We start from the raw sequence: 21,973 nt of genomic DNA, 5'->3' as shown, positions 1-21,973 counted from the left end.
CTCGAGGCGTGGTGGCGGGTGGGGTGCCGGCGGCCCGCCGCGCGGCGGGCCGCCCGCGTCGGGGCTCACTTGATGCCGGTGGAGGCGATGCCCTGGATGAAGTGGCGCTGGAAGAAGAGGAAGACCACCAGGATCGGCAGCACGATGAGGGTCGCGCCCGCGAGCAGCAGCCCGTAGTCGGTCTCGTTCTGGCCGGTGGAGATCAGGGCGAGCGCCACCGGGAGGGTGTAGGTGGATTCGCTCGAGGAGACGACCAGCGGCCACAGGAAGTTGTTCCAGGAGCCGAGGAAGGTGAGGATGCCGAGGGTCGCGAAGGCCGGGCCCGCCAGCGGCAGGTAGATCCGGAAGAAGATCGCGATCTCCCCGACGCCGTCGATGCGCCCGGCCTCGAGCAGCTCGCGCGGCAGGCCCAGGAAGAACTGCCGCATGAGGAACACGCTGAAGGGCTGGACCAGGAAGGGCAGGATCAGCGCGGGCAGGGTGTCGGCCAGGCCCAGGTTCACCACCAGCACGTACTGCGGGATGAAGGTGACCAGGCCCGGGATCATCAGGCATCCCAGCACCAGCACGAACAGCAGCTTCTTGAAGGGGAAGTTCAGGTGGGCGAGGGCGTAGCCGAACATCGAGCTCAGCAGCAGGTTGCCGATCGTGACGACGAGCGCGACGACGGTCGAGTTCGCGAAGAACCTGCCAAAGGGACGGTCGAACAGGCGGCGGAAGTTGTCCAGGGTGGGGGCCTCGGGCAGCCAGGTCGGCGGCACCCGCAGCAGCTCCCCCTGGGTCTTCAGGCTCCCCAGCACCATCCACACGAAGGGGGTGATCACCAGGAGCAGGAAGATCGTCAGGACGATGTAGGTCAGGACGGGACTGCGGCGCTCGAGCATCACTTCTCCCTCATCAGGCGGAACTGGACCAGGGTGACGATGCCGATCACGAGGAAGGTCAGGTAGGCCATGGCGCCGGCGACGCCGTAGTTGCCGAAGCCGAACTGGTTGTAGGTGTACATCGACGCCGACACAGTGGCGTTCAGCGGGCCGCCGCTGGTCATCACGAAGGGCTCCTCGAAGAACTGCAGATACCCGATCGAGGTGGTGACCAGCACGAAAAGCATCGTCGGCCGGATCGAGGGCAGGGTGATGCTGACGAAGCGGCGCCAGCGGCCGGCCCCGTCGAGCGCCGCGGCCTCATGGAGTCCCGGGTCCACAGCCTGCAGCCCGGCGAGGAAGATGATCATCGAAGTGCCGAAGTTGCGCCACACCGCCATCACCACCAGCGAGAGCAGCGCGGTGCGCTGGTCCCCGAGCCAGTGCGGCCCGTCGATCCCGACCCAGCCCAGCACGGTGTTGACCAGGCCCGTCTCGGGCTGGAGCAGGAAGCGCCAGACGACGGCGACCGCGACGATCGAGGTGATCACGGGCGAGTAGAACCCGATCCGGAAGACCGAGCGCAGCCGCCCCACCCCGTGGTTCAGAGCGATCGCGGCGGCGAGCCCGGCGATGATCGTCAGCGGCACGCCGAGCAGCACGAACACGCCGGTGTTCGCCGCGGCGCGGCGGAAGACCGGATCGGCGAAGGCCGTGCGGTAGTTCTCCAGGCCCACGAAGTCCACCGCGAAGGGAGTGCGGATGTCGGAGATGCGCATGTCGGTGAACGACATGATCATCGACTGCAGCACCGGCCAGGCGGTGAAGACGGCGAAGAGGACCACGAAGGGCAGGGCGAGCAGGAGGCCGGCGCGGGCCTCGGCGGCCCCGCGCCGGGAGCGCCGGCGGCGGGGACCGGCCGCGGCCGCTCCCCCGCCGCCCGAGCCGGTGCCCCCGCCCGCGGGCCGCGCGGGGCCCGCCGAGGGGATGGTGGAGGTGCTCATCTCAGGCTCCGGTGCCGATGCCCTGGGCCTCGGACTGGGTCGCCGCGAGGGCCTCGGCGGGAGCGAGGTCGTTCTTGCAGACCTCCTCGATCTGCGCGTCGAAGGACGCGGCGACCTGCTCCCAGGTCGCGACCACGGGCGGGGCGATCGCGGTGTCGAGCTGCGCGCGGAAGACCTCGAACTTCTCGTTCGAGGCGACGGACTCGTCCTCCCAGCCCTGCTGGAGCGCGGGCAGGTCGGTCGACTGCGCGAACCACTCCACCTGCACCTCCGGGGTGGAGAGGTACTGGACGAGCTTCCAGGCGGCGTCACGGTTCTTCGTGCCCTGGAAGACGCCGAGGTTCGCACCGCCCAGGAAGCTCGAGCCGGACTCCTTCACGGGCATGGTGAACACGCCGTACTTGTCGGCGAAGCCCTCCCCGCCCACGGCTTCGACGGCGCTCATCATCCAGGGGCCGGAGATGAACATCGGCACCGCGCCGGAGACGAAGTCCTGCTCGGTGGTGCCGTCGGCGGGGGCCGGGTTCGCGATCCCGTCGGTGAAGTAGGACTGGTAGTAGGCCAGCGCCTCCTCGTTCTGCGGGGACTCGAAGGTGAAGGCACCTCCGGCCTCGTCCACCACGTTCCCGCCGTTGGACCAGATCAGCGGCATCACGGTCTGCCAGGAGCCCGTGCCGCCGGGCTGCAGGGAGATGCCCCAGGTGGCGTCCGCCTGCTCCTGGTACGCCTGGGCGAGGGCGACCAGGCCGTCCCAGTCGGTGGGCGGCTCGGTGATCCCGGCCTCCTCGGCGAGGTCCTTGCGGTAGAAGACCACGCGGGTCTCGACGTACCACGGCACGCCGTAGACGGTCTCGTCCACGGTCACGGAGTCGAGGGCACCGGCGAAATAGTCGTCGGTCGCGATCTCGGAGGGAGTGGGCTCCAGCGCGTCCAGGCCCACGAACTCGGCCATCCAGGTCGAGCCGACCTGGGCGACGTCGGGGGCGGTGCCGGCGGCGATCGCGGAGGTGAACTTGTCGTGGGCGCTGTCCCAGGGGACGGGGGTGACCTCGACGGTGACCTCGGGGTTCTGCTCCTGGAAGCCCTTGAGCAGCTCGGGCAGCTTCTCGCCCTCGGCTCCCATCGCCCAGACGGTGAGGGAGCCGGTGGCCGCGCCCTCGGCGATCGGCTCGGCGGAGGCGGCGGTGCCGCCGCCGGACTCCGCGTCGGGGCGGCCGCAGGCGGCGAGCAGTCCGAGTGCTGCCGCGGCGCCGAGACCGGTGACGGTGCGGCGGGTGGGGCGTGCGGTGAGGGACATGGTGACTCCTTCGTCGGTGTTGCGGGTGCTGCGGGTCGGAAGCGGTCCAGCGGGTGGGGGATCGGGGGCGCGGCGGTCGCGTCGCCGGGTCCGGAGCGGTGCGGACCTCGGAGCGGCGCGGTGGTCGGGGTCAGGCGGCGCGGGGGCAGCCGCAGCTGGCGCGGAGCACGGCCCGGGAGCCGACGGTCACGGGCTCGAGCGCCGGGTTCCCGTCGATGCGGGCGGCGAGCCGTCGGGCGGCGAGGGCGCCGAGCTCGGCGACCTCCTGCCGGACCGTGGTCAGTCCGGGGGTGATGTAGCGGGCGGCGAGGGAGTCGTCCCAGCCGGTGACGGCGACGTCCTCGGGGACGCGCACGCCGCCTTCGGTGAGGCGGGCGACGACGGCGAGCGCGAGCTCGTCGTTGCCGCACACGAGCGCGTCGAGGTCGAGGGGTCCGCGGAGGATCCTCTCGGCGACCTCGCGCCCGGCGTCCTCGACGGGGTCGGTCTCGTGCAGGCGCACCAGGGAGAGGCCCTCGGCCTCGAGCGCGTCGAGGCACCCGCGGTGGCGGCCGGCGATGTCGGAGCCGGGCTCGGGGCGGCCGACGAAGCCGATGCGGCGCCGGCCGTGGTCGATCAGGTGCGCGGTGAGCTCGCGGGCCGGGGTGCGGTTCTCGGCGTGGATCGCATCGGCGCCCTCGACCGTGCCGCGGGCGACGGTGACGGTGGGGCGCACGGCGGCGACCCGGGCGACGAAGGCGTCGTCGGCGGCGCTGGGGGCCATGAAGGCGACGCCGTCGACGCGCCCGAGGAGGTCGAGCGCGGCGGTGGAGCGGACCCCGTCGGGCGAGGCGAGGGCGAGGACCACGGAGAGGCCGAGCTCGGAGGCGGCGATCTCGAATCCGACCAGGAGCTGCGCGTAGTAGTGGCCGTCGATGTGGGGCAGCACCGCGCCGAGCGCACGGGTGCGACGGCCTGCGAGGGCGCGGGCGGCCGCGGCGGGGACGTACTGCAGGTCGTGGGCGGCCTCGAGCACCGCCTCGCGGGTGCGTTGCGCGACCTTCGAGCTGTCGGAGAAGGTGCGACTCACGGTCGCGATCGAGACGCCCGCCCTCTCGGCGACCTCGTAGATCGTGGCGGTCGGGAGCTCCTCGCCGTTGCCGGTCATGCTCCACCTCCTCGTCGAGCGGTGCGGCGCCCGGTGCGTCGCGACATCCGAGTGTATGCGCTTACATCAGTGGCGGCAATCAAGACGGGGCAAAGGATCTCGGAGCGACGGACGAACCCTCGCCCCTCCGGTCAGCTCTCGAAGCGGACGTCGATCGCGGTGCCGTGGGCGGGCAGCCCCTCGGCACGGGCGAGCGTGGTCGCCGCCTCGCGCGCTCCGGCGAGCGCGTCGCGGTCGTAGCGGACCACGTGGATGCCGCGCAGGAAGGTCTGCACCCCGAGCCCGCCGGTGAAGCGGGAGGTGCCGCCCGTGGGCAGCACGTGGTTGGAGCCCGCGGCGTAGTCGCCGAGGCTGACGGGGCTGTGGGGGCCGACGAAGACGGCGCCGGCGTTGGTGACCCGTGCGGTGACCTCGTCGGCCTCGGCCGTCTGGATCTCGAGGTGCTCGGCGCCGTAGGCGTCCACGACCGCGAGGCCCTGGGCGAGGTCCGCGACGAGCACGGCGCCGCTCTGCGGTCCGCGCAGCGCTTCCTCGATCCGCTCCCGGTGGAGGGCGGCGGGGACCTGCGCGGCGAGCGCCGCCTCGACCGCCTCGACCAGCACCTCGGACGGCGTGACCAGCACGCTCGCGGCCATCGGGTCGTGCTCGGCCTGGGAGATGAGGTCCGCGGCGACATAGGCGGGATCGGCGGTGTCGTCGGCGAGGATCGCGATCTCGGTGGGACCGGCCTCGGCGTCGATGCCGACCTTCCCGCGCACGAGGCGCTTGGCGGCGGCGACGTAGACGTTGCCGGGTCCGGTGACGAGGTCCACGCCCTCGAGCCCGTCTCCGTCGCCGAGGTCCTCCGCGCCGTGGGCGAGCAGCGCGATCGCCTGGGCGCCGCCGGCGGCGAGCACCTCGGTGACCCCGAGCAGCGCGCAGGCGGCGAGGATCGTGGGGTGCGGCAGGCCGCCGAACTCCTTCTGCGGCGGGGAGGCGAGCACGATCTGCTCGACGCCGGCGGCCTGGGCGGGCACCACGTTCATCACCACGGAGCTGGGCAGCACGGCGCGGCCGCCCGGCACGTACAGGCCGACGCGGCGCACCGGGACCCAGCGCTGGGTGACGGTGCCTCCGGGCACCACCTCGACGGTCTCGGCGGGACGGACCTGGGCGGCGTCGACCGCGCGCACCCGGGCGATCGACTCCTCGAGCGCGGAGCGGATCGCGGGGTCGAGCTCCGCGAGGGCACGCTCGAGCTCCGCGGCGGGGACCCGCAGGTGCGCGGGACGGATCCCGTCGAAGCGCTCGGAGGCCTCGAGCACCGCCTCGGCGCCGCGGGCGGCGACGTCCTCGACCACGGGGCGCACGGCGTCGGCGGCCGCGGCGACGTCGAGCTCCGCGCGCGGCAGGGCGGCGGTGAGCTGGGCGGCGCTCAGGCTGCGGGCGCGCAGGTCGGTCACGGTGAGGAAGGCGTCGGCGGGGGACATGGGGTCAGTCTAGGAGCGGTCACCCGGCGTCGGCCGTGGTGCCCACCACGGGACGGGCCGAGGGTCCCCGCCGAGGTGCGGACCGCCCAGTAGGGTGCACGGGTGCTCGTCGCCTTCCTCCTCACCGTCGTCGCCGGCGGCGCCACCTCGATCGGCGCCGCTCTCGGCGTGCTCGGCCGCGGGACCGGGCCGAGGTTCCTCGCCGGCGGACTGGGCCTCTCGGCCGGCGTCATGCTCTACGTCTCCTTCGTCGAGCTGCTGCCCGAGGGCGCCCGGGTGCTCTCCGGCGGCGCGGCCCCGACCGGGCGCGGCACGGCGCTGGCGACCCTGTCCTTCTTCGTCGGGATCGCGCTGATCGCCGTGCTCGACCGGCTCGTCCCCCGCGCCGTCAGCCCCCACGAGTTCGCCGGTCGCATGGATGGCAGCCATGGACGGGCCGAGGTGCGCGAGCCCGACGAGCAGCTCGAGGACCGGGCGCTGCGCGCCCGCCTGCTGCGCACCGGCGCGATCACCGCCGCGGCCCTGGCCCTGCACAACGTGCCCGAGGGCTTCGCGACCTTCGTCGCCGCGCTGCAGGCCCCCGAGGTCGCGATCCCCGTGGTCGCCGCGATCGCCCTGCACAACATCCCCGAGGGCCTCGCCGTCGCCGTGCCCGTGCGCCGCGCGACCGGCTCGCGCAGCAAGGCGTTCTGGCTGGCGACGATGACGGGGCTCGCCGAGCCCGTCGGCGCCGTGATCGGCTACCTGCTGCTCGCCCCCGTGCTCACCGGCGACGCGATGGGCGCGATCCTGGCCGGCGTGGCCGGGGTGATGGTGTTCGTGTCCCTGGACGAGCTGCTGCCCGCCGCCGAGGAGACCGGGGAGCACCACACGGTCATCTACTCGCTGATCGCCGGCATGGCCGTCATGGCGGTGACCCTGCTGGTGCTGTGACGCTCCGGTAGGTTCTGTGCGGGGATCACGAGGAGGGGGACACGATGACGACCAGGACAGCCAGGCGGCTCGCGCGCCCGGGACGGATCGTCGCCGCCGCCGCAGGGGCGCTCGCGCTCGCCGCCTCCCTCGTCGCCTGCGATGCGCTGCCCGGACCGCTCGGCGGCGAGGACACCACGAGCCCGGCGGCGACCGCGGCCCCGATGGACCCCGAGCAGGTGGCCGGCGCCGAGACCGTCCCGGTGGATCCCGCCTGGCTGTGCGAGCCCGGCACGGCGGAGGACCCCCTGCCCTCCCGCGACGCAGGGACGCTGACCCCCACGAGCGTGCAGGCGGAGGACAACGAAGTAATGATCACCGGCGACCTCGCCCTCGAGGCCGACGCCGCCTACGGCGGGCTCGCCCCCGAGGCCGTGATCGTGCCCGCGCACCCCGCGGACCGCGGCGCGCCGGCCGAGGGGTACGGGGACGCGCTCGGCGTCGACGGCGCCCCGGCGCCGCCGATGGTGGTGCGGGCCCGGGTCGAGACGACCGCCGAGGGCCCCACCCCCTCCTCCGTCACCGCCCGGCTCGTGCTCGGCACCTGCGACGACGCCCCTCTGCCCGACGGGCAGTACCTGCTGCGCCTGTCCGGCGCGGGCCCGGAGGGCTCCGGCCGCGCCGCGGAGCGCAGCGGCTGGGAGGCGAGCGCCGACGTTCTGCTGGACGTGGTCGACGGCCGCCTGCGGGCCGTTCCCGGCGCGGTGACGGCGGAGGACGGCGAGACCCCCGCGGACCTCTCCTCCCTCGGCTGCGGCCGCGAGCTCGCCCCCGTCGGCGACGGCGCCGGGCTGAGCGTCGCCGCCGCCGACCCCTCCCCCGCCGTTCATGCCGAGGCGGGCGAGGACGAGGCGGGCGCGGGCGCGACCGCGCAGGTCACCGCCGCCTCCGAGGACCACGGCACCCTGCCCTTGATGACCGGGATCGTGGTGACCCGCCCCGGGGACGGCGTCATCGTCGCCGGGGCCCGGAACGCCGGCAGCATCCCGCTGCAGTGGATGGACGGCGAGGGGGTGAGCACCGCGGAGACCGCCTGGACCACGCACGGCACCTGCCACGGCGCCCTCTCCCCCGGCGACTACCGCGCCCATGCCTTCGCCGTCACCGTCGACGCCGCGGGCGCCACCCACGTCGTGCTCTCCGACCCCTGGGACCTCGAGGTGCTCGAGGGCGCCGAGCCCGAGGACGGCTGAGCGCCGCGGCGCTTCGCCGCCTCTCCGCCGCGGCGCCTCGCCGCCTCGTCCGCCGTTCCGTCGTCCCGTCGGCCGCCCCGTCGTCCCGCCGGCCGCCCCGTCGATCCACCGACCGCCCGGGACTGCGCCCCGCACCGCGCTCACGTACCGTGGGGGCGTCCGGATCGACGGCCGGCCATGCCCGCCGTCGAAGAATTCTTGACGTCAAGATAGTCTTGGCCCGAGACCCATGACGCATCGACCCGAGGGAGCCCCGCGACACATGGCGCGCATCATCTACACCCACACCGACGAGGCACCGATGCTGGCGACCGCCTCGTTCCTGCCGATCCTCGACGCCTTCTCCGACACCGCCGGGATCGAGGTCACCACCCGTGACATCTCCCTGGCCGGACGCATCGTCGCGGCGTTCTCGGACCTCCTGCCCGAGGAGCAGCGGGAGGCCGACGCGCTCGCCGAGCTGGGCGAGCTCGCGAAGACGCCCGAGGCGAACATCATCAAGCTGCCCAACATCTCCGCCTCCGTGCCGCAGCTGAAGGCCGCGATCGCCGAGCTGCAGGGCCAGGGCATCGCCCTGCCGGAGTACCCCGACAACCCCGAGACCGACGAGGAGAAGGACGCCCGCGCCCGCTACGACTCGGTCAAGGGCTCGGCCGTGAACCCCGTCCTGCGCGAGGGCAACTCCGACCGCCGCGCCCCCGCCGCGGTGAAGAACTTCGCCAAGAAGCACCCCCACCGCATGGGCGAGTGGAGCAAGGACTCCAGGACCTCCGTCGCGACGATGGGCGCGGACGACTTCCGCTCCAACGAGCAGTCCGTGGTGATGGACGCCGAGGACACCCTTTCGATCGTGCACGTCGCCGCCGACGGCACGGAGACCGTGCTCAAGCCCTCCGTGCCGGTGCTGGCCGGCGAGGTCGTCGACTCCACCGTCATGCGGGTCGCGGCGCTGGAGACCTTCCTGCGAGAGCAGATCGCCGCGGCGAAGGAGCAGGGCGTGCTCTTCTCCCTGCACCTCAAGGCCACGATGATGAAGGTCTCCGACCCGATCCTCTTCGGCCATGCGGTCCGCGCCTTCTTCCCCACCCTGTTCACCCAGTACGGCGACGTGCTCGCCGAGGCGGGCCTGTCCCCGAACAACGGGCTCGGCGGCCTGCTCGCAGGGATCGACGAGCTCGACGAGTCGGTGCGCGAGGGCGCCCGCGCCGCGATCGACCAGGACCTCGCCGCGGGCCCCGACCTCGCGATGGTGAACTCCCACAAGGGCATCACGAACCTCCATGTCCCCTCCGACGTCATCATCGACGCCTCCATGCCGGCGATGATCCGCACCTCGGGCCACATGTGGAACAAGGACGACGCCGAGCAGGACACCCTCGCGGTGATCCCGGACTCCTCCTACGCGGGCGTCTACTCCGCGACCATCGAGGACTGCCAGACCAACGGCGCCTTCGACCCCACCACCATGGGCACCGTCCCGAACGTCGGGCTCATGGCACAGAAGGCCGAGGAGTACGGCTCCCACGACAAGACCTTCGAGATCGCCTCCGACGGGCGCGTCGAGGTGCGCGACTCCTCCGGTGCGGCGCTCATGACCCACGAGGTCGCCGCCGGCGACGTGTTCCGCGCCTGCCAGGCCAAGGACGCGCCGATCCGCGACTGGGTGCAGCTCGCCGTGCGCCGCTCGCGCCAGTCCGGGATGCCGGCCGTGTTCTGGCTGGACGAGACCCGCGCCCACGACCGCAACCTCATCGCCAAGGTGAACGCCTACCTCGCCGAGGAGGACACCGAGGGCCTGGACCTCCGGATCCTCTCCCCCGTCGAGGCGACCAGGCACACCCTGGCCCGCGTCCGCGCCGGCGAGGACACCATCTCCGTCACCGGCAACGTGCTGCGCGACTACCTCACCGACCTCTTCCCGATCATGGAGCTCGGCACGAGCGCCAAGATGCTCTCGGTGGTGCCGCTGATGAACGGCGGCGGCCTGTTCGAGACCGGTGCCGGCGGCTCCGCGCCCAAGCACGTCCAGCAGCTCATCGAGGAGGACTACCTGCGCTGGGACTCCCTCGGCGAGTTCCTGGCGCTGGCCGAGTCGCTGCGCCACCTCTCCCGCACCGCGGACAACGCCCGCGCCGCCGTGCTGGCCGACGCGCTGGACCGTGCGACCGAGACCCTGCTGAACGAGGGGAAGTCCCCGCAGCGGAAGCTCGGCTCGATCGACAACCGCGGCAGCCACTTCTACCTCGCGATGTACTGGGCGCAGGAGCTGGCGAAGCAGACCGAGGACGCGGAGCTGGCGACCGCCTTCGGCCCTATCGCGAAGGAGCTGACCGACGGCGAGGAGACCATCGCCGCGGAGCTGCTCGCGGTGCAGGGCGAGCCCGCGGACATCGGCGGCTACTACCGCCCGGACGCCGAGAAGACCGCCGCGGTGATGCGTCCGTCGGCGACCTTCAACCGCATCCTCGAGGAGATCTCCGCGGCGCTGTGACCGCGGCGCGCTCCTGACAGGGGCCGGGCCGGTCATCCTCGGATGACCGGCCCGGCCCCTGTCGTCCGTGCGTTCCCCGCCGTGCAGGGTCGCCCCGTGCCGCCCGACGGGTGAGCGCGCCGCCCTCCCTATCCTGGGCACAGAGCGCGCCGAACGCTCCCCACCCGCACCGTGCCTCCGAAGGATCCCTCCCATGCCCGTCATCCCCTCCCCCGTCGACGGCGTCGACCTGCGCTACGACGTCTCCGGGGACGGGCCGCCGCTGGTGCTGCTGCACGGCTCGGTGCTCTCCCGGGCGATCTGGCGGGGCCTCGGCTATCTCGAACCGCTCACTGCCGAGCACACCGTGCTCCGGGTGGACCTGCGCGGCCACGGCAGCTCCGGGAAGCCCCACGACCCCGCGGCGTACACGCAGGAGGTCTTCGTGCAGGACCTCCTCGCCGTGCTCGAGGCCGAGGGCATCGGCCGTGCGGCGCTGATGGGCTACTCCCTCGGCGCACGCATCGCGCTGAGCACGACGCTGGCGCATCCTGGCCTGGTCACGCGCCTGGTGAGCCTCGGCGGCTCGGCCTCCGCGCAGCGGGGCGCGGTGGACTCGGTGTTCTTCCCGGGCGTGATCGACGCGGTCCGCGAGCAGGGCATGGAGTCGTTCTGCGCCGGTCAGGGGCTGGGGCCGGAGGTCACCTCGCGCCGTGCGCGCGCCACGCGCACCGCCTTCCTCGCTGCGGACCACGAGGCGGTCGCGGCGCTGCTCGTCGCGACCGACGCCACCGCCGCCGTGCCGGACGAGATGCTGGAGAGCTGCACGGTTCCCTCGCTGTGGATGGCGGGCAGCGAGGACCATCCCCGCCACGAGGAGTCCGCCCGGGCGGCCTCGCTGATGCCGGACGCGGAGTTCGTGTCCCTGCACGGCCGGGACCACGGCGGCACCCTGTTCCCGCCCGACGAGGTGCTCGCCGAGGTCATGCCGTTACTGTCCTGAGCCGGTGCCGGCCGGGCTCGTCGACTGGGCGCTCAGGACCCGTCGGCCCGAGGCGCAGCGCCCGTCGGCCGACGGTTCAGACGACCTCGCGGAAGAGCGCCAACAGCGCGACCACCACGATCACGCCGCGCAGCGCCCACTCGGGCAGGCGCTTCGCCAGGTGCGCGCCGAAGAAGCCGCCCAGCAGCGAGCCCACCGCGATCGCGGCGCTCGCGGCCCACACCACCTGCGCGTCGACCACGAAGAAGGCGATCACGTAGATCAGCGCCGCGGCGAGGTTCACGCACAGGCTCAGCAGGTTCTTGACGCTGTTGACCGAGCCCATCGGCCGCCCGGTGAAGACCCCGAGGATCCCCAGGTACAGCACCCCCTGCGCGGCGGTGAAGTAGCCGCCGTAGACGGAAGCCGCACCGATCGAGCCGACCAGCGGCGGGGAGCGCAGCGGGCTGCGCTCGGAGCCGTCCGCCGACGCGACCGCATCGGTCGCCCCCTCGGTCCCCTCCCCGTCGGCCGCGGCGCGGCGCTCGGCCCGCTTCTCCGAGCGGGAGCGCAGCGCGGTGGTCAGCGGCTTCTGCAGGACCACGAGCGCGAGGGCGACGACGATCAGCACGGGCACGACCACGTCGAGCGCCTCGGCAGGGGAGGTCAGCAGCAGCAGCGCGCCCGCGCTCGCGCCGAGCAGAGCGGTGAGCACCAGCGGCGTGAGATGGCGTCGCTCCTCGGCGATCTCGCGGCGGTAGCCGAGCACGGAGCCGACGGTGGAGAAGAACATCCCCACCGTGTTCGTGCGGACCGCGACGCCGGGCGGCAGGCCCACCGCCATCAGCACCGGGAGGGTGAGGAGGGAGCCGGATCCCACCGCCGCGTTGATGGCGCCGGCGACCACGCCCATGACGAGCAGGACGAGAAGGGAGAGGGGTTCCACGAGGGACGACCCTAGTCCTCCTCCGTCGTCCGCGACGGGCGGTCCACGGGACTCAGGCGCCCGGGAGCAGCCAGTCGTTCGGGGAGAACAGCTCCACGTGCATCCGCTCCTCGTCGGCCCCGGCGGCGAGCAGCTGCTCGCGGGCGCCGCGCAGGAATCCGCTGCCGCCGCAGAGGTAGATCTCCGCACCCTCGGGCAGGTGCTCGCCCGTGATCGTCATCCGGCCCGCATGCGCCGAGAGGCGGGGGTGCGTCCGGCCCGCGAGGGGGTCCTCGCCGAGCTCGCCGGAGAACCACAGCCGTACCCGGGAGCCGCTGTGCTCGGGCAGGGAGGCGACGGTGTCCAGCAGCTCGGGCAGGTGCGCGGCGTCGGCCGCGTCGCCGTCGGCGTGCAGCACGACCACCTCGCGCTCGCTGTCGACCGCGGCGAGATGGCGCAGCATCCCCAGCATCGGGGTGATCCCGATGCCCGCCGAGACCAGCACGAGGGGCGAGGTCGCCTGTGCGTCGAGGACCAGGTCGCCGGCTGGGAGGGTCACCTGCAGCTCGTCGCCCTCGTGGAGGGTGCGGTGGAGGTGCGAGGAGACCTCGCCGGCCGGGTCCCCGTCCTCGCGCCGCACCGAGATCCGCCAGCGTCCCCGGCCGGGGGCGTCGGAGAGCGAGTACTGACGCAGCTGCCTCGCCCCGTCAGCCAGGCGCACGCCGACGCTGATGTACTGGCCGGGCAGGAAGTCGGCGAGCGGCTCGTCCCCCTCGGGGGCGGCCAGCTCGAAGCTCGCCACGCTCGAGCTCTCCTCGATCCGACGGATGACGCGGGCGGTGCGGAACACGTCGCCCGGGGTCACCTGCGCCTCGGCGTACAGCCCGTGCTCGAAGTCGATGAGCGTGCGGGCCATGTGCCAGTAGACGGCGTCCCACGCGGCGGCCACGTCCCCGGTGACCACGTCGGCGCCGAGCACCTCGACGATCGCGGCCATCAGGTGCTCGTGGACGATCCCGTACTGGTCCTCGGTGATGCCGAGGGAGACGTGCTTGTGCCCGATCCGGGACAGCAGCGCGGCGGGGCTCGGCCCGTCCGGGGCGACCAGCAGGGTCGCATAGGTCGCGACGGAGGCGGCGAGCGCCTTCTGCTGGGCGCCCCGGGCCTGGTTGCCGCGGTTGAAGGTGTCGCGCAGCAGCTCGGGGTGCGCGGCGAACATCCGCCCGTAGAACACCGGGGCGATCTCCTCGACGTGCTCACCGACAAGCGGGAGGGTCTCCCGCACGATCTGCTCGTGAGCAGGCTCGAGGCGCTCCTCGATGTCGAGCTGCGGGTGGAGGATCGAGGCGGTCGCCACGGACATGGCAGGTCCTTCCTGGACGGGACGGGGCTGTCGGCCGTCTGCCGTCGACGGCCTGCTCGTCCACGTTAGGGGCGCGATGACAGGAAGCGCCCGGACCTTCGTCCCCGTCGACGGGGACGGGAGCACCGGCCTCAGCCGGCGAGCTCCTGCAGCACCTCCTGCAGCACCTGGGCGTGGTTGTGCTCGACGTCCTTCGCGGCGAACAGCAGCACGAGGGTGCTCGCCCCGTCCTCCTCCGCCCGGTCCAGCAGCGCCTGGGCGGCCTCGCCCTCCTCCAGCTCACGGCGATAGCGGGCGGAGAACTCCTCGAAGTCCAGCTCCCCGCTGTGGAACTCCTTGCGGAGCTCGGAGCTCGGGGCGACATCCTTGTCCCACTCGTCGTGGACGAGGCGCTCCTTCTTCACGCCGCGCGGCCACAGCCGGTCCACCAGCACGCGGCGCTCGCCGTCGGCGGGGCCGTCGTCGTCCAGCAGGTCGTGGACGCGCTCGAGGGAGATGGTGAGGGCGGACATGGCGGGCTCCTTCCGTCGGGCGGCCCCGGGAGCGGTGGGGCGTCCGGTGCGCGGGGGCCGGGGTGCGCGGGGCCGGGAAGCACAGGACCCGGCGCGCGACGAGGAGTCGCGGCCGGGTCCGGCGGGGCGGGCGGTCTCAGGCGAGCACGGCCGCGGCGGCGTCGTAGTCGGGCTCCTCGGAGACCTCGGCGACCTGCTCGGTGTAGAGGACCGTACCGTCGGCGTCGGCGATGACGACCGCGCGGGAGAGCAGACCCGCGAGCGGCCCGTCCTTCATGGTCACGCCGAAGTCCTCGCCGAAGCTGGAGCGGAAGGCGGAGCCGGTGACCACGTTCTCGATCACCTCCGCGCCGCAGAAGCGGGCCTGCGCGAAGGGCAGGTCCTTCGAGACGCAGACGACGACGGTGTTCTCGAAGCCGGCGGCGAGCTCGTTGAACTTCCGCACGGACATGGCACAGGTGCCGGTGTCCAGGGACGGGAAGATGTTCAGCACGACGCGCTTGCCGGCGAGGTCCGCGCCGCAGACGGCGCCGAGGTCCTGGCCCACGAGCTCGAAGGCCGGCAGGGCCGAGCCCTTCGCGGGCAGCTCGCCGACGGTGGTGACGGGGTCGTTCTTGAAGGTGATGGAAGCCATGCCTCCATCATCGGCCCGCGAGCGTGAGGACACAAGCCGAGGTCACGGGCCCGGGCGGGCTCAGTCCGACTTGTCCTGCCCCATCGTGCCGCGCAGACGGTCGATCTCCGCCAGGACGTCGAAGTCCGCGGCCGGCCACTGCGGGTCGATGTCCGTCAGCGCGTCGATCAGCAGCTGCTGCACGGCGATCCGTGCGTACCACTTGCGGTCGGCGGGGATCACGTGCCAGGGCGCACCGACGGTGGAGGTGGCGCGCAGCGCCTTGGTGTACGCGTCCACGTAGTCGTCCCAGTGCTGGCGCTCGTCGACGTCGCCGGGGTTGTACTTCCAGTGCTTGTCCGGGCGCTCGAGCCGCTCCATCAGCCTCGATCCCTGCTCCTCGTAGGAGACGTGGAGCATGACCTTCACGACCGTGGTGCCGGCGGCGGCCAGCTCCCGCTCGAAGGCGTTGATCGCCGTGTACCGCGAGCGGATCTCCTTCGAGTCCGCCCAGCCGTGGACGCGGTGGATCAGCACGTCCTCGTACTGCGAGCGGTCGAACACGCCGATCATCCCCGGGGCCGGGGCGTGCGGGCGGATCCGCCACAGGAAGTCGTGCTTCTTCTCCTCCGCCGTCGGGGCCTTGAACGCGGTGATCTCCACGCCCTGCGGATCGACGCTCCCCACGACGTGGCGCATGATCCCGCCCTTGCCGGAGGTGTCCATGCCCTGCACGATCAGCAGCACCGACCGGCCCTCGCCGTTGCTGTGGTGGGCGGCGTAGAGCCGCTCCTGGAGCTCGTCGAGCTCGGCATCGCGGGTGAGCAGGAACTCCTTGCCGTCGGCCTTCTTGCCGGAGAAGCCGGGCGTGGCGCGCGGGTCGAGATCCCGCACGTCACCCTTCCAGTCGTTCGCGATCCGGAACCCGCGGGGCGCCTTCTGCGCGGGTCCGTCGGCCTTCTTCTTCGAGGACTTCTTCGAGTTCGCCATAGGCAGGAGGGTAACGGGCAGGGCGCGCCGCGGGGAGCCGTTCGACGGCGGCTCCCCGGGCGCGGTGCCGGGCCGCTCAGTCGTCGACGCGGACCTCGCCCGACTCGACGTCCACCTCGACCTCCACGTCGTCGCCGCCGCTGCGGTCGACGTCGATCGTGTAGTGGATCCGGCCGTCGTCGGAGGAGAGGTCCCAGCCGGAGACCCGGCCCTGCTCCTGCCCGAGCGCGATCTTGATCGCCTCGGCGTAGGGCATCGGGGAGGTCACGTCGACGGCCGGGTCCTGGTCGTCGTCATCGTCCTGGTCGTGCTCGGTGACCTCGCCGCTGGTCGCGTCGATGTCGAGGTCGTGCTGGCGGCCGCCGTCGACGATCTCGAGCTCCCACTCCCACACGTCGTCGTCGTGGTCGATCTCGATCTGCACCAGCTCGCCACCGCCGGCCGCGCCGAGGCCGATCTCGACGGCCTTCTCCGCGGTGATCGGCAGCTGCTCGGTGGCGAGGTCGGCGTCCTCGGGCAGCGCCGCGGCGCCGGCGGCGGAGCCCGCTCCCCCGTCGTCGCTCGCCGCGCCGTCGTCGGAGGCGGCGCCCTCGGAGGCGGTGTCGTCGTCGGCGGTGGTGCCGGCGTCCTCCTGCTCGGAGGCACCGGGGCCCTCGATGGCAGGGGCCTCGTCGCTGCCGGAGTCGGCGCCGCACCCGGCAGCGAGGCCCAGCACGAGGGCCGAGAGGGCGATGGCGCGGACGGTGCTGCGGGAACGGGCGGAGGTGCGGGTCATGGGGTCGGCCTTCCTGGGATCGGCCGGCGGATCGAGTCCGCCGGTCTGCGTGTGACCTCAGGCTATGCCGTCGGGCGACGCTCCCGACGGTTCCTGAGCACCTTCTCATCAGACCCTCATCGAGTGCTCATCGGTCGGTCCGGACGGTGCCGCGCCCTTCTGCGCCCGGCGCGATGCCCCGGCACGCCGTCCAGGGCCCGATGGTCCCTTCCCACCCTGCTGCTCCGGCCATACGGTGGCCGTATCGGCGCCGAGCCGGTCCATGGCACGGCACCTCAGGTCCCAGGATCATCAGGCACATCAGGAAGGCACCATGACCACCGCACCCGCATGGCCCAGCTCCCCCGCCTCCGCCCCCTCCGACACCGACCTCGAGCGGCTCGACGCCTGGTGGCGCGCCGCGAACTACCTCTCCGTCGGCCAGATCTACCTCAAGGACAATCCGCTGCTGCGCAAGCCCCTGCAGCGCGAGCACGTCAAGCCCCGGCTGCTCGGGCACTGGGGCACCACCCCGGGCCTGACCTTCCTCTACGCCCACGCGAACCGGGCCATCGTCCAGCGCGGGCTGAACGCCATGTACATCACCGGCCCCGGGCACGGCGGCCCGGGCCTCGTGGCCGCCTCCTATCTCGAGGGCACCTACTCCGAGGTGTACCACGCGGTCAGCGAGGACGAGGAGGGGATGAAGCGCCTGTTCACACAGTTCTCCTTCCCCGGAGGGATCCCCTCGCACGTCGCCCCGGAGACGCCCGGGTCGATCCACGAGGGCGGGGAGCTCGGCTACGCCCTCTCCCACGCCTACGGCGCCATGTTCGACAGCCCCGACCAGATCGCGTTCACCGTGGTCGGCGACGGCGAGGCGGAGACCGGGCCGCTGGCCACCTCCTGGCACTCCAACAAGTTCCTCAATCCCCAGCAGGACGGGGTGGTGCTGCCGATACTGCACCTGAACGGGTACAAGATCGCGAACCCGACTGTGCTTGCCCGGATCGGCGACGACGAGCTCGAGGCGCTGATGCGCGGCTACGGGCACGAGCCGCTGGTCTTCACCGGCGGCTTCGACGACGAGGATCCGCTCGAGATCCACCGCCGCTTCGCCGAGGTGCTCGATACGGCCCTCGACAGGATCGCGGAGATCAAGGCCCGGGCCGCGGAGGATGCCGAGGCCGGCCGCGAGACCGAGCGCCCCGCCTGGCCGATGATCGTGCTGCGCACCCCGAAGGGCTGGACCGGCCCGGAGGAGATCGACGGCCAGCAGGCCGAGGGCTCCTGGCGCTCGCACCAGGTGCCGCTGGCCAGCGCCCGGGACACCGACGAGCACCTCGCCGAGCTCGATGCCTGGTTGCGCTCCTACCGCCCCGAGGAGCTCTTCGACGAGACCGGGAAGCTGGTCCGCGACGTCGCCTCCGCCGCCCCGACGGGCACGCTGCGGATGTCCGCGAACCCGTCGACCAACGGCGGCTCCGTGCTCACCCCGCTGCGCCTGCCCGACTTCCGCGAGTACGGCGTGGACGTGCCCGCGCCCGGCGGCTCCGTCTCCGAGGCGACGCGGGTGCTGGGCACCTGGCTGCGGGACGTGGTGCGCGAGAACCCCTCGACCTTCCGTATCTTCGGGCCTGACGAGACCGCCTCGAATCGGCTCCAGGCCGTCTACGAGGTCACCGACAAGCAGTGGAACGCGGACTTCGAGGAGCATGACCGCTCGGAGCACCTCGCCCGGGCCGGCCGTGTCATGGAGATGCTCTCGGAGCACCAGTGCCAGGGCTGGCTCGAGGGCTACCTGCTCACCGGCCGGCACGGCATGTTCTCCTCCTACGAGGCGTTCATCCACATCGTCGACTCGATGGTCAACCAGCACGCGAAGTGGCTGAAGGTGACGAACGAGCTCGAGTGGCGCCGACCGATCGCCTCGCTGAACTACCTGCTGAGCTCGCACGTGTGGCGCCAGGACCACAACGGCTTCTCCCACCAGGACCCCGGGTTCATCGACCACATGGTCAACAAGAAGGCTGAGATCGTGCGGGTCTACCTGCCGCCGGACGCGAACACGCTGCTGTCCACCTACGACCACTGCCTGCGCTCGAAGCAGTACGTCAACGTGGTCGTGGCCGGGAAGCAGCCCAACCCGAACTGGCTGTCGATGGACGAGGCGGTCGAGCACTGCGCGCGGGGACTCGGCATCTGGGACTGGGCCGGGACCGAGCAGCTCGGCGAGGAGCCGGAGGTGGTGCTCGCCGCAGCCGGCGACATCCCCACCATCGAGGTGCTCGCCGCGGCGAAGATCCTCCGTGAGGAGATCCCCGACCTGCGGGTCCGGGTGGTCAACGTGGTGGACCTGATGCGGCTGCAGGACGAGTCCGAGCACCCGCACGGGCTCTCGCAGAAGGACTTCGACGGGTACTTCGGGGAGGACGTCCCGGTGGTGTTCGCCTATCACGGCTATCCATGGCTGATCCACCGCCTCGCCTACCGCCACGACCGGCATTCGCGCATCCATGTGCGCGGCTACAAGGAGGAGGGCACGACCACCACGCCCTTCGACATGCTGATGCTCAACGACACGGACCGCTACCACCTGGTGATGGACGTGATCGACCGCGTCGACGGGCTGGGAACGCGATTCGCCGGACTGCGCCAGCGCATGGTCGATGCCAGGTTCCGCGCCCGGGCCCACGCGTACGAGCACGGCGAGGACGTCCCGGACATCACCGCCTGGCAGTGGGGCGACGGCGGCGACGCGGTCTCGAACGAGCTGGAGGACACCGGCGGCGACAACGAGTGACCCCGTCCCGTCCCGGCCCGCGGGCCGGGACGGGGCCCGGTGTCGAGTCGGGCTCAGGTGCGGGGCGTTCGGGGTCAGGGACGTGGGGCGGTGCCTGAGGGCCCGCCGAGCGCGAGGCGCACCCGGCGACGGGGCGGCTCCCGGCCCATACTCTTGTCGCAGCGGGCGCTGCGACGCACCAGCGAGGCGAGGAGAGCGGGAGGCGAGGGCGATGAGCGAGCCGGAGCAGGACCAGGATCAGGGCGCCGACGCGGGCGTCGACGGCGCGGAGCGGATCCGCCGGATCGTGCGCGTGCACGGAAGCGTCCAGGGCGTCGGCTTCCGGATGGACGCCGCCAGGGAGGCGGCGCGACTCGGCGCCGCCGGGACCGTGCGCAACCTGTGGGACGGCACCGTCGAGGCGGACGTCGAAGGCACGACGGAGGTGGTCGAGGCCATGCTCGACCACCTCCGGCAGGGGCCTTCCAGCGCCCGCGTCGACGGGATCGACGTGCGCCGCGAGACGCCGCGCGGCCAGACGGGCTTCCGGATCAGCGGCTGAGGGAGGCGAAGGCCTCGCCGATCTCCTGCTCGCCGTCGTTGAAGGTCACGAACTTCCCGACGGATCCGGGCTCGGCGAGCGCAGCGACGATCGTGCGCGCGACGTTGCCGCGCGAGACCGTGCCGGACTCCGAGGCGGCGGTGTCGATGCGACCGGTCGGCTCCTCGAGGGTGAGGCCCGAGGGACCGAGGATCGTCCAGTCCAGTCCCGTGCCGCGCAGATGCTCGTCGGCCCGGGCCTTCGCCTCGGCGTAGGTGTGGAAGGAGCTGTCCTCGGGAACGCCGTGGTCGAGCGAGGCGCCGAAGTAGCTGACCATCACGTAGCGGGTGGCGCCGACGCGCTCGGCGGCGTCCATCGAGGCGACCGCCGCGTCGTGGTCGACCGCACGGGTGCGCTCGGGGGCCCCGCCGCCGGCGCCTGCGGTCCACACCACGGCGTCCTTCCCGCGCAGGAGCTCGTCCCAGCCCTTCTCGTCGAGGGTCTCGATGTCAGCGAGCACAGCCCTCGCGCCCGTCGCCTCGACCTCGCCTGCGTGCTCGGGGTTGCGGATCACGGAGTGCACCGTGTGACCGGCCTCGACCAGCAGCGGGGCCGCGAGCAGCGCGACCTTCCCATGTCCTCCGATGAGTGCGATATCCATGCCCTCCACTCTGTCACCGGCGCGGCGGCGCGTCGAGGGGAGGTCGCGGATGTTCGCCGTGAGGGGAAGACAGGACGATCTCGTGCCGAGGAGCTGACCGGAGCCGGGCCGTGGACGGGCCGGACCCGTGCCGTGATCACGGCCTCCGCCGCGCGATCCGCAGCTCCTGCACCGTTATCCTGAGCCCGGTCGCGCCCGCGGCCGTCTCCTCGGAAGAAGGACTCCCATGGCCGGTGGACTCGCCGCCCTGCTCGACGACGTCGCCGCGCTCGCGCGCCTCGCGGCGGCCAGCGCGGACGATGTCGCCGCAGCCTCCGCCAAGGCAGGCTCCAAGGCGATCGGCGTCGTGATCGACGACGCCGCCGTGACGCCGCAGTACGTCCAGGGCATCAAGCCCAACCGGGAGCTGCCGATCATCTGGCGGATCACCAAGGGCTCGTTGCGCAACAAGCTCGTCTTCATCCTGCCGGTCCTGCTGCTGCTGAGCGTGTTCGCCCCCTGGCTGCTCACCCCGATCCTCATGCTCGGCGGCCTGTACCTCAGCTTCGAGGGCGCCGAGAAGGTCTGGGAGCTGGTGCGCGGGAAGCCCAAGGAGGCGCCTGCGAGCACCAAGGGCGCCGGAGCGGAGGACAAGGTCGTCTCGGGCGCCGTGCGCACCGACCTGATCCTCTCGGCCGAGATCATGGTGATCTCGATGAACTCGGTGGACACCGACAGCCTGTGGACGCGCGCCGCGGTGCTCGTGGTGATCGCCCTCGGCATCACCGCCCTGGTCTACGGCGCCGTGGGCCTGCTGGTGAAGATGGACGACATCGGCCTGGCGATGGCCAAGGACGAGGACGCCTCCGAGGGGAAGAAGCGCTTCGGCCGCGGCCTGGTCGGCGCGATGCCGCGAGTCATGGACGTGATCAGCTACGTCGGCATGATCGCGATGCTGTGGGTGGGCGGCCACATCCTGCTGGTCGGCACCCATGAGCTCGGGCTCGCCCAGCCCTACGGCCTGGTGCACCACCTCGAGGGTCTGGTCGCGGGGGTCGCCGGCGTCGGAGCGCTGCTCGCCTGGCTGGTGAACACCTTCTTCTCCTTCGTGTTCGGCCTGATCATCGGCGGGATCCTCGCCGTGATCGTGCACTTCCTGCCCTTCGGCCACCACGGCGGCGGCGAGGGGCACGCCGAGGGCGCAGGGCACGCCGCGGCCGACGGTCGCGGCACCGCCGACGCGCACGATGCAGGAACCGGCAGCGACCAGGAGCCCGCCGGCGATTCGACGGAGCCGCCGGCCGCCCGCTGAGCGGCCCGCCCCTCGACCCCTCCGTCCCGCCCGCTCCGACATCCGGCGCCGCGTCGTCCCTCCACGGGGCGGCGCGGCCGCGCATGCTTGCCCGGCTGCGTCGGCTGTGCGACGGTGGGCCACCTCCGTCCCCGACCGAGGAGC

Annotated in this window: 19 protein-coding genes; 7 read left to right on the top strand and 12 right to left on the bottom strand. The window is 72.6% G+C overall.

Translation table 11 applies throughout. The features are described 5' to 3' along the window. Positions 1-65: 65 nt before the first annotated feature. From A4A78_RS07900 to hisD, 5 genes are all read right to left on the bottom strand, one after another. Positions 66-884: a carbohydrate ABC transporter permease gene (locus tag A4A78_RS07900; protein ID WP_062947807.1), complete on the bottom strand. Its 819-nt coding sequence runs from the start codon at positions 882-884 to the stop codon at positions 66-68. Then, a complete protein-coding gene (locus A4A78_RS07895; protein ID WP_082835227.1) occupies positions 884-1,867 on the bottom strand; it encodes a carbohydrate ABC transporter permease in 984 nt (327 codons plus the stop codon). Before A4A78_RS07895 ends, A4A78_RS07900 begins: the two co-directional genes overlap by 1 nt. A 1-nt stretch (position 1,868) precedes the next feature. Then, on the bottom strand, positions 1,869-3,164 hold the full coding sequence (locus tag A4A78_RS07890; RefSeq protein ID WP_062947805.1) for a sugar ABC transporter substrate-binding protein: 1,296 nt from the start codon (positions 3,162-3,164) through the stop codon (positions 1,869-1,871). Positions 3,165-3,294: 130 nt separating this feature from the next. Next, positions 3,295-4,311 carry a LacI family DNA-binding transcriptional regulator gene (locus tag A4A78_RS07885; protein WP_062947803.1) on the bottom strand — a complete coding sequence of 339 codons (1,017 nt, stop codon included), beginning with the start codon at positions 4,309-4,311 and terminating at the stop codon, positions 3,295-3,297. Positions 4,312-4,442: 131 nt separating this feature from the next. Next, complete coding sequence (gene hisD, locus A4A78_RS07880) at positions 4,443-5,780, bottom strand: histidinol dehydrogenase (RefSeq protein ID WP_062947801.1); 1,338 nt, start codon at positions 5,778-5,780, stop codon at positions 4,443-4,445. 102 nt (positions 5,781-5,882) lie between these two features. On the opposite strand from hisD, the gene zupT reads away from it, so the two are divergent. The 4 genes from zupT to A4A78_RS07860 all read left to right on the top strand — a co-directional run bounded on the left by zupT (position 5,883) and on the right by A4A78_RS07860 (position 11,418). Further along, on the top strand, positions 5,883-6,713 hold the full coding sequence (zupT, locus tag A4A78_RS07875) for a zinc transporter ZupT (RefSeq protein ID WP_062947799.1): 831 nt from the start codon (positions 5,883-5,885) through the stop codon (positions 6,711-6,713). A 44-nt stretch (positions 6,714-6,757) separates the two neighbouring features. Beyond that, on the top strand, positions 6,758-7,945 hold the full coding sequence (locus tag A4A78_RS07870; protein ID WP_062947797.1) for a hypothetical protein: 1,188 nt from the start codon (positions 6,758-6,760) through the stop codon (positions 7,943-7,945). Between the two features lie 262 nt (positions 7,946-8,207). Continuing rightward, positions 8,208-10,436, top strand: a complete 2,229-nt coding sequence (locus A4A78_RS07865) for an NADP-dependent isocitrate dehydrogenase (protein WP_062947795.1) — start codon at positions 8,208-8,210, stop codon at positions 10,434-10,436. Between the two features lie 193 nt (positions 10,437-10,629). Then, a complete protein-coding gene (locus tag A4A78_RS07860; RefSeq protein WP_062947793.1) occupies positions 10,630-11,418 on the top strand; it encodes an alpha/beta fold hydrolase in 789 nt (262 codons plus the stop codon). A gap of 76 nt (positions 11,419-11,494) precedes the next feature. Here the strand turns inward: A4A78_RS07860 and A4A78_RS07855 are convergent, their stop codons facing one another. From A4A78_RS07855 to A4A78_RS07830, 6 genes are all read right to left on the bottom strand, one after another. Next, entirely contained in the window at positions 11,495-12,343 is an 849-nt protein-coding gene (locus A4A78_RS07855; RefSeq protein ID WP_062947791.1) for a sulfite exporter TauE/SafE family protein, read from the bottom strand. Positions 12,344-12,395: 52 nt separating this feature from the next. Beyond that, positions 12,396-13,685: a globin domain-containing protein gene (locus A4A78_RS07850; RefSeq protein ID WP_062947789.1), complete on the bottom strand. Its 1,290-nt coding sequence runs from the start codon at positions 13,683-13,685 to the stop codon at positions 12,396-12,398. A gap of 131 nt (positions 13,686-13,816) precedes the next feature. Next, positions 13,817-14,197 (bottom strand): DUF488 domain-containing protein, encoded by a 381-nt coding sequence (locus A4A78_RS07845; RefSeq protein WP_082835226.1) that lies wholly within the window; start codon positions 14,195-14,197, stop codon positions 13,817-13,819. 136 nt (positions 14,198-14,333) lie between these two features. Then, complete coding sequence (tpx, locus tag A4A78_RS07840; RefSeq protein WP_062947787.1) at positions 14,334-14,831, bottom strand: thiol peroxidase; 498 nt, start codon at positions 14,829-14,831, stop codon at positions 14,334-14,336. 60 nt (positions 14,832-14,891) lie between these two features. Next, on the bottom strand, positions 14,892-15,800 hold the full coding sequence (locus A4A78_RS07835; protein WP_062947786.1) for a PPK2 family polyphosphate kinase: 909 nt from the start codon (positions 15,798-15,800) through the stop codon (positions 14,892-14,894). Positions 15,801-15,876: 76 nt separating this feature from the next. Then, on the bottom strand, positions 15,877-16,575 hold the full coding sequence (locus A4A78_RS07830; RefSeq protein WP_062947784.1) for a PepSY domain-containing protein: 699 nt from the start codon (positions 16,573-16,575) through the stop codon (positions 15,877-15,879). Between the two features lie 313 nt (positions 16,576-16,888). Between A4A78_RS07830 and A4A78_RS07825 the strand changes: the two genes are divergently transcribed. Both A4A78_RS07825 and A4A78_RS07820 read left to right on the top strand, forming a co-directional pair. After that, positions 16,889-19,357: a phosphoketolase gene (locus A4A78_RS07825; protein ID WP_062947782.1), complete on the top strand. Its 2,469-nt coding sequence runs from the start codon at positions 16,889-16,891 to the stop codon at positions 19,355-19,357. A 211-nt stretch (positions 19,358-19,568) separates the two neighbouring features. Next, positions 19,569-19,898, top strand: a complete 330-nt coding sequence (locus A4A78_RS07820) for an acylphosphatase (RefSeq protein WP_082835225.1) — start codon at positions 19,569-19,571, stop codon at positions 19,896-19,898. Here A4A78_RS07820 and A4A78_RS07815 read toward each other — a convergent pair. Further along, a complete protein-coding gene (locus A4A78_RS07815; protein WP_062947780.1) occupies positions 19,888-20,538 on the bottom strand; it encodes an SDR family oxidoreductase in 651 nt (216 codons plus the stop codon). The two genes, A4A78_RS07820 and A4A78_RS07815, sit on opposite strands and share 11 nt — an antisense overlap. 226 nt (positions 20,539-20,764) lie before the next feature. Between A4A78_RS07815 and A4A78_RS07810 the strand changes: the two genes are divergently transcribed. Then, positions 20,765-21,829: a DUF808 domain-containing protein gene (locus A4A78_RS07810; RefSeq protein WP_062947778.1), complete on the top strand. Its 1,065-nt coding sequence runs from the start codon at positions 20,765-20,767 to the stop codon at positions 21,827-21,829. Positions 21,830-21,973: the final 144 nt, after the last annotated feature.

This window comes from Brachybacterium sp. sponge (assembly GCF_001613775.1).
Lineage (GTDB): Bacteria > Actinomycetota > Actinomycetes > Actinomycetales > Dermabacteraceae > Brachybacterium > Brachybacterium conglomeratum.
Note: the sequence above shows the minus strand (reverse complement) of the source record. Positions and strands in the feature narration are given on the sequence as shown.

Bases quoted from the DNA above. Each gene is read 5' to 3' on its own strand.
- A4A78_RS07860 (WP_062947793.1), top strand. From the start codon at position 10,630: ATGCCCGTCATCCCCTCCCCCGTCGACGGCGTCGACCTGCGCTACGAC.
- A4A78_RS07850 (WP_062947789.1), bottom strand. From the start codon at position 13,685: ATGTCCGTGGCGACCGCCTCGATCCTCCACCCGCAGCTCGACATCGAG.
- A4A78_RS07865 (WP_062947795.1), top strand. From the start codon at position 8,208: ATGGCGCGCATCATCTACACCCACACCGACGAGGCACCGATGCTGGCG.
- tpx (WP_062947787.1), bottom strand. From the start codon at position 14,831: ATGGCTTCCATCACCTTCAAGAACGACCCCGTCACCACCGTCGGCGAG.
- A4A78_RS07820 (WP_082835225.1), top strand. From the start codon at position 19,569: ATGAGCGAGCCGGAGCAGGACCAGGATCAGGGCGCCGACGCGGGCGTC.
- A4A78_RS07870 (WP_062947797.1), top strand. From the start codon at position 6,758: ATGACGACCAGGACAGCCAGGCGGCTCGCGCGCCCGGGACGGATCGTC.
- A4A78_RS07815 (WP_062947780.1), bottom strand. From the start codon at position 20,538: ATGGATATCGCACTCATCGGAGGACATGGGAAGGTCGCGCTGCTCGCG.
- hisD (WP_062947801.1), bottom strand. From the start codon at position 5,780: ATGTCCCCCGCCGACGCCTTCCTCACCGTGACCGACCTGCGCGCCCGC.
- A4A78_RS07890 (WP_062947805.1), bottom strand. From the start codon at position 3,164: ATGTCCCTCACCGCACGCCCCACCCGCCGCACCGTCACCGGTCTCGGC.
- A4A78_RS07885 (WP_062947803.1), bottom strand. From the start codon at position 4,311: ATGACCGGCAACGGCGAGGAGCTCCCGACCGCCACGATCTACGAGGTC.
- A4A78_RS07835 (WP_062947786.1), bottom strand. From the start codon at position 15,800: ATGGCGAACTCGAAGAAGTCCTCGAAGAAGAAGGCCGACGGACCCGCG.
- A4A78_RS07845 (WP_082835226.1), bottom strand. From the start codon at position 14,197: ATGTCCGCCCTCACCATCTCCCTCGAGCGCGTCCACGACCTGCTGGAC.
- A4A78_RS07895 (WP_082835227.1), bottom strand. From the start codon at position 1,867: ATGAGCACCTCCACCATCCCCTCGGCGGGCCCCGCGCGGCCCGCGGGC.
- A4A78_RS07810 (WP_062947778.1), top strand. From the start codon at position 20,765: ATGGCCGGTGGACTCGCCGCCCTGCTCGACGACGTCGCCGCGCTCGCG.
- A4A78_RS07900 (WP_062947807.1), bottom strand. From the start codon at position 884: ATGCTCGAGCGCCGCAGTCCCGTCCTGACCTACATCGTCCTGACGATC.
- A4A78_RS07825 (WP_062947782.1), top strand. From the start codon at position 16,889: ATGACCACCGCACCCGCATGGCCCAGCTCCCCCGCCTCCGCCCCCTCC.
- A4A78_RS07830 (WP_062947784.1), bottom strand. From the start codon at position 16,575: ATGACCCGCACCTCCGCCCGTTCCCGCAGCACCGTCCGCGCCATCGCC.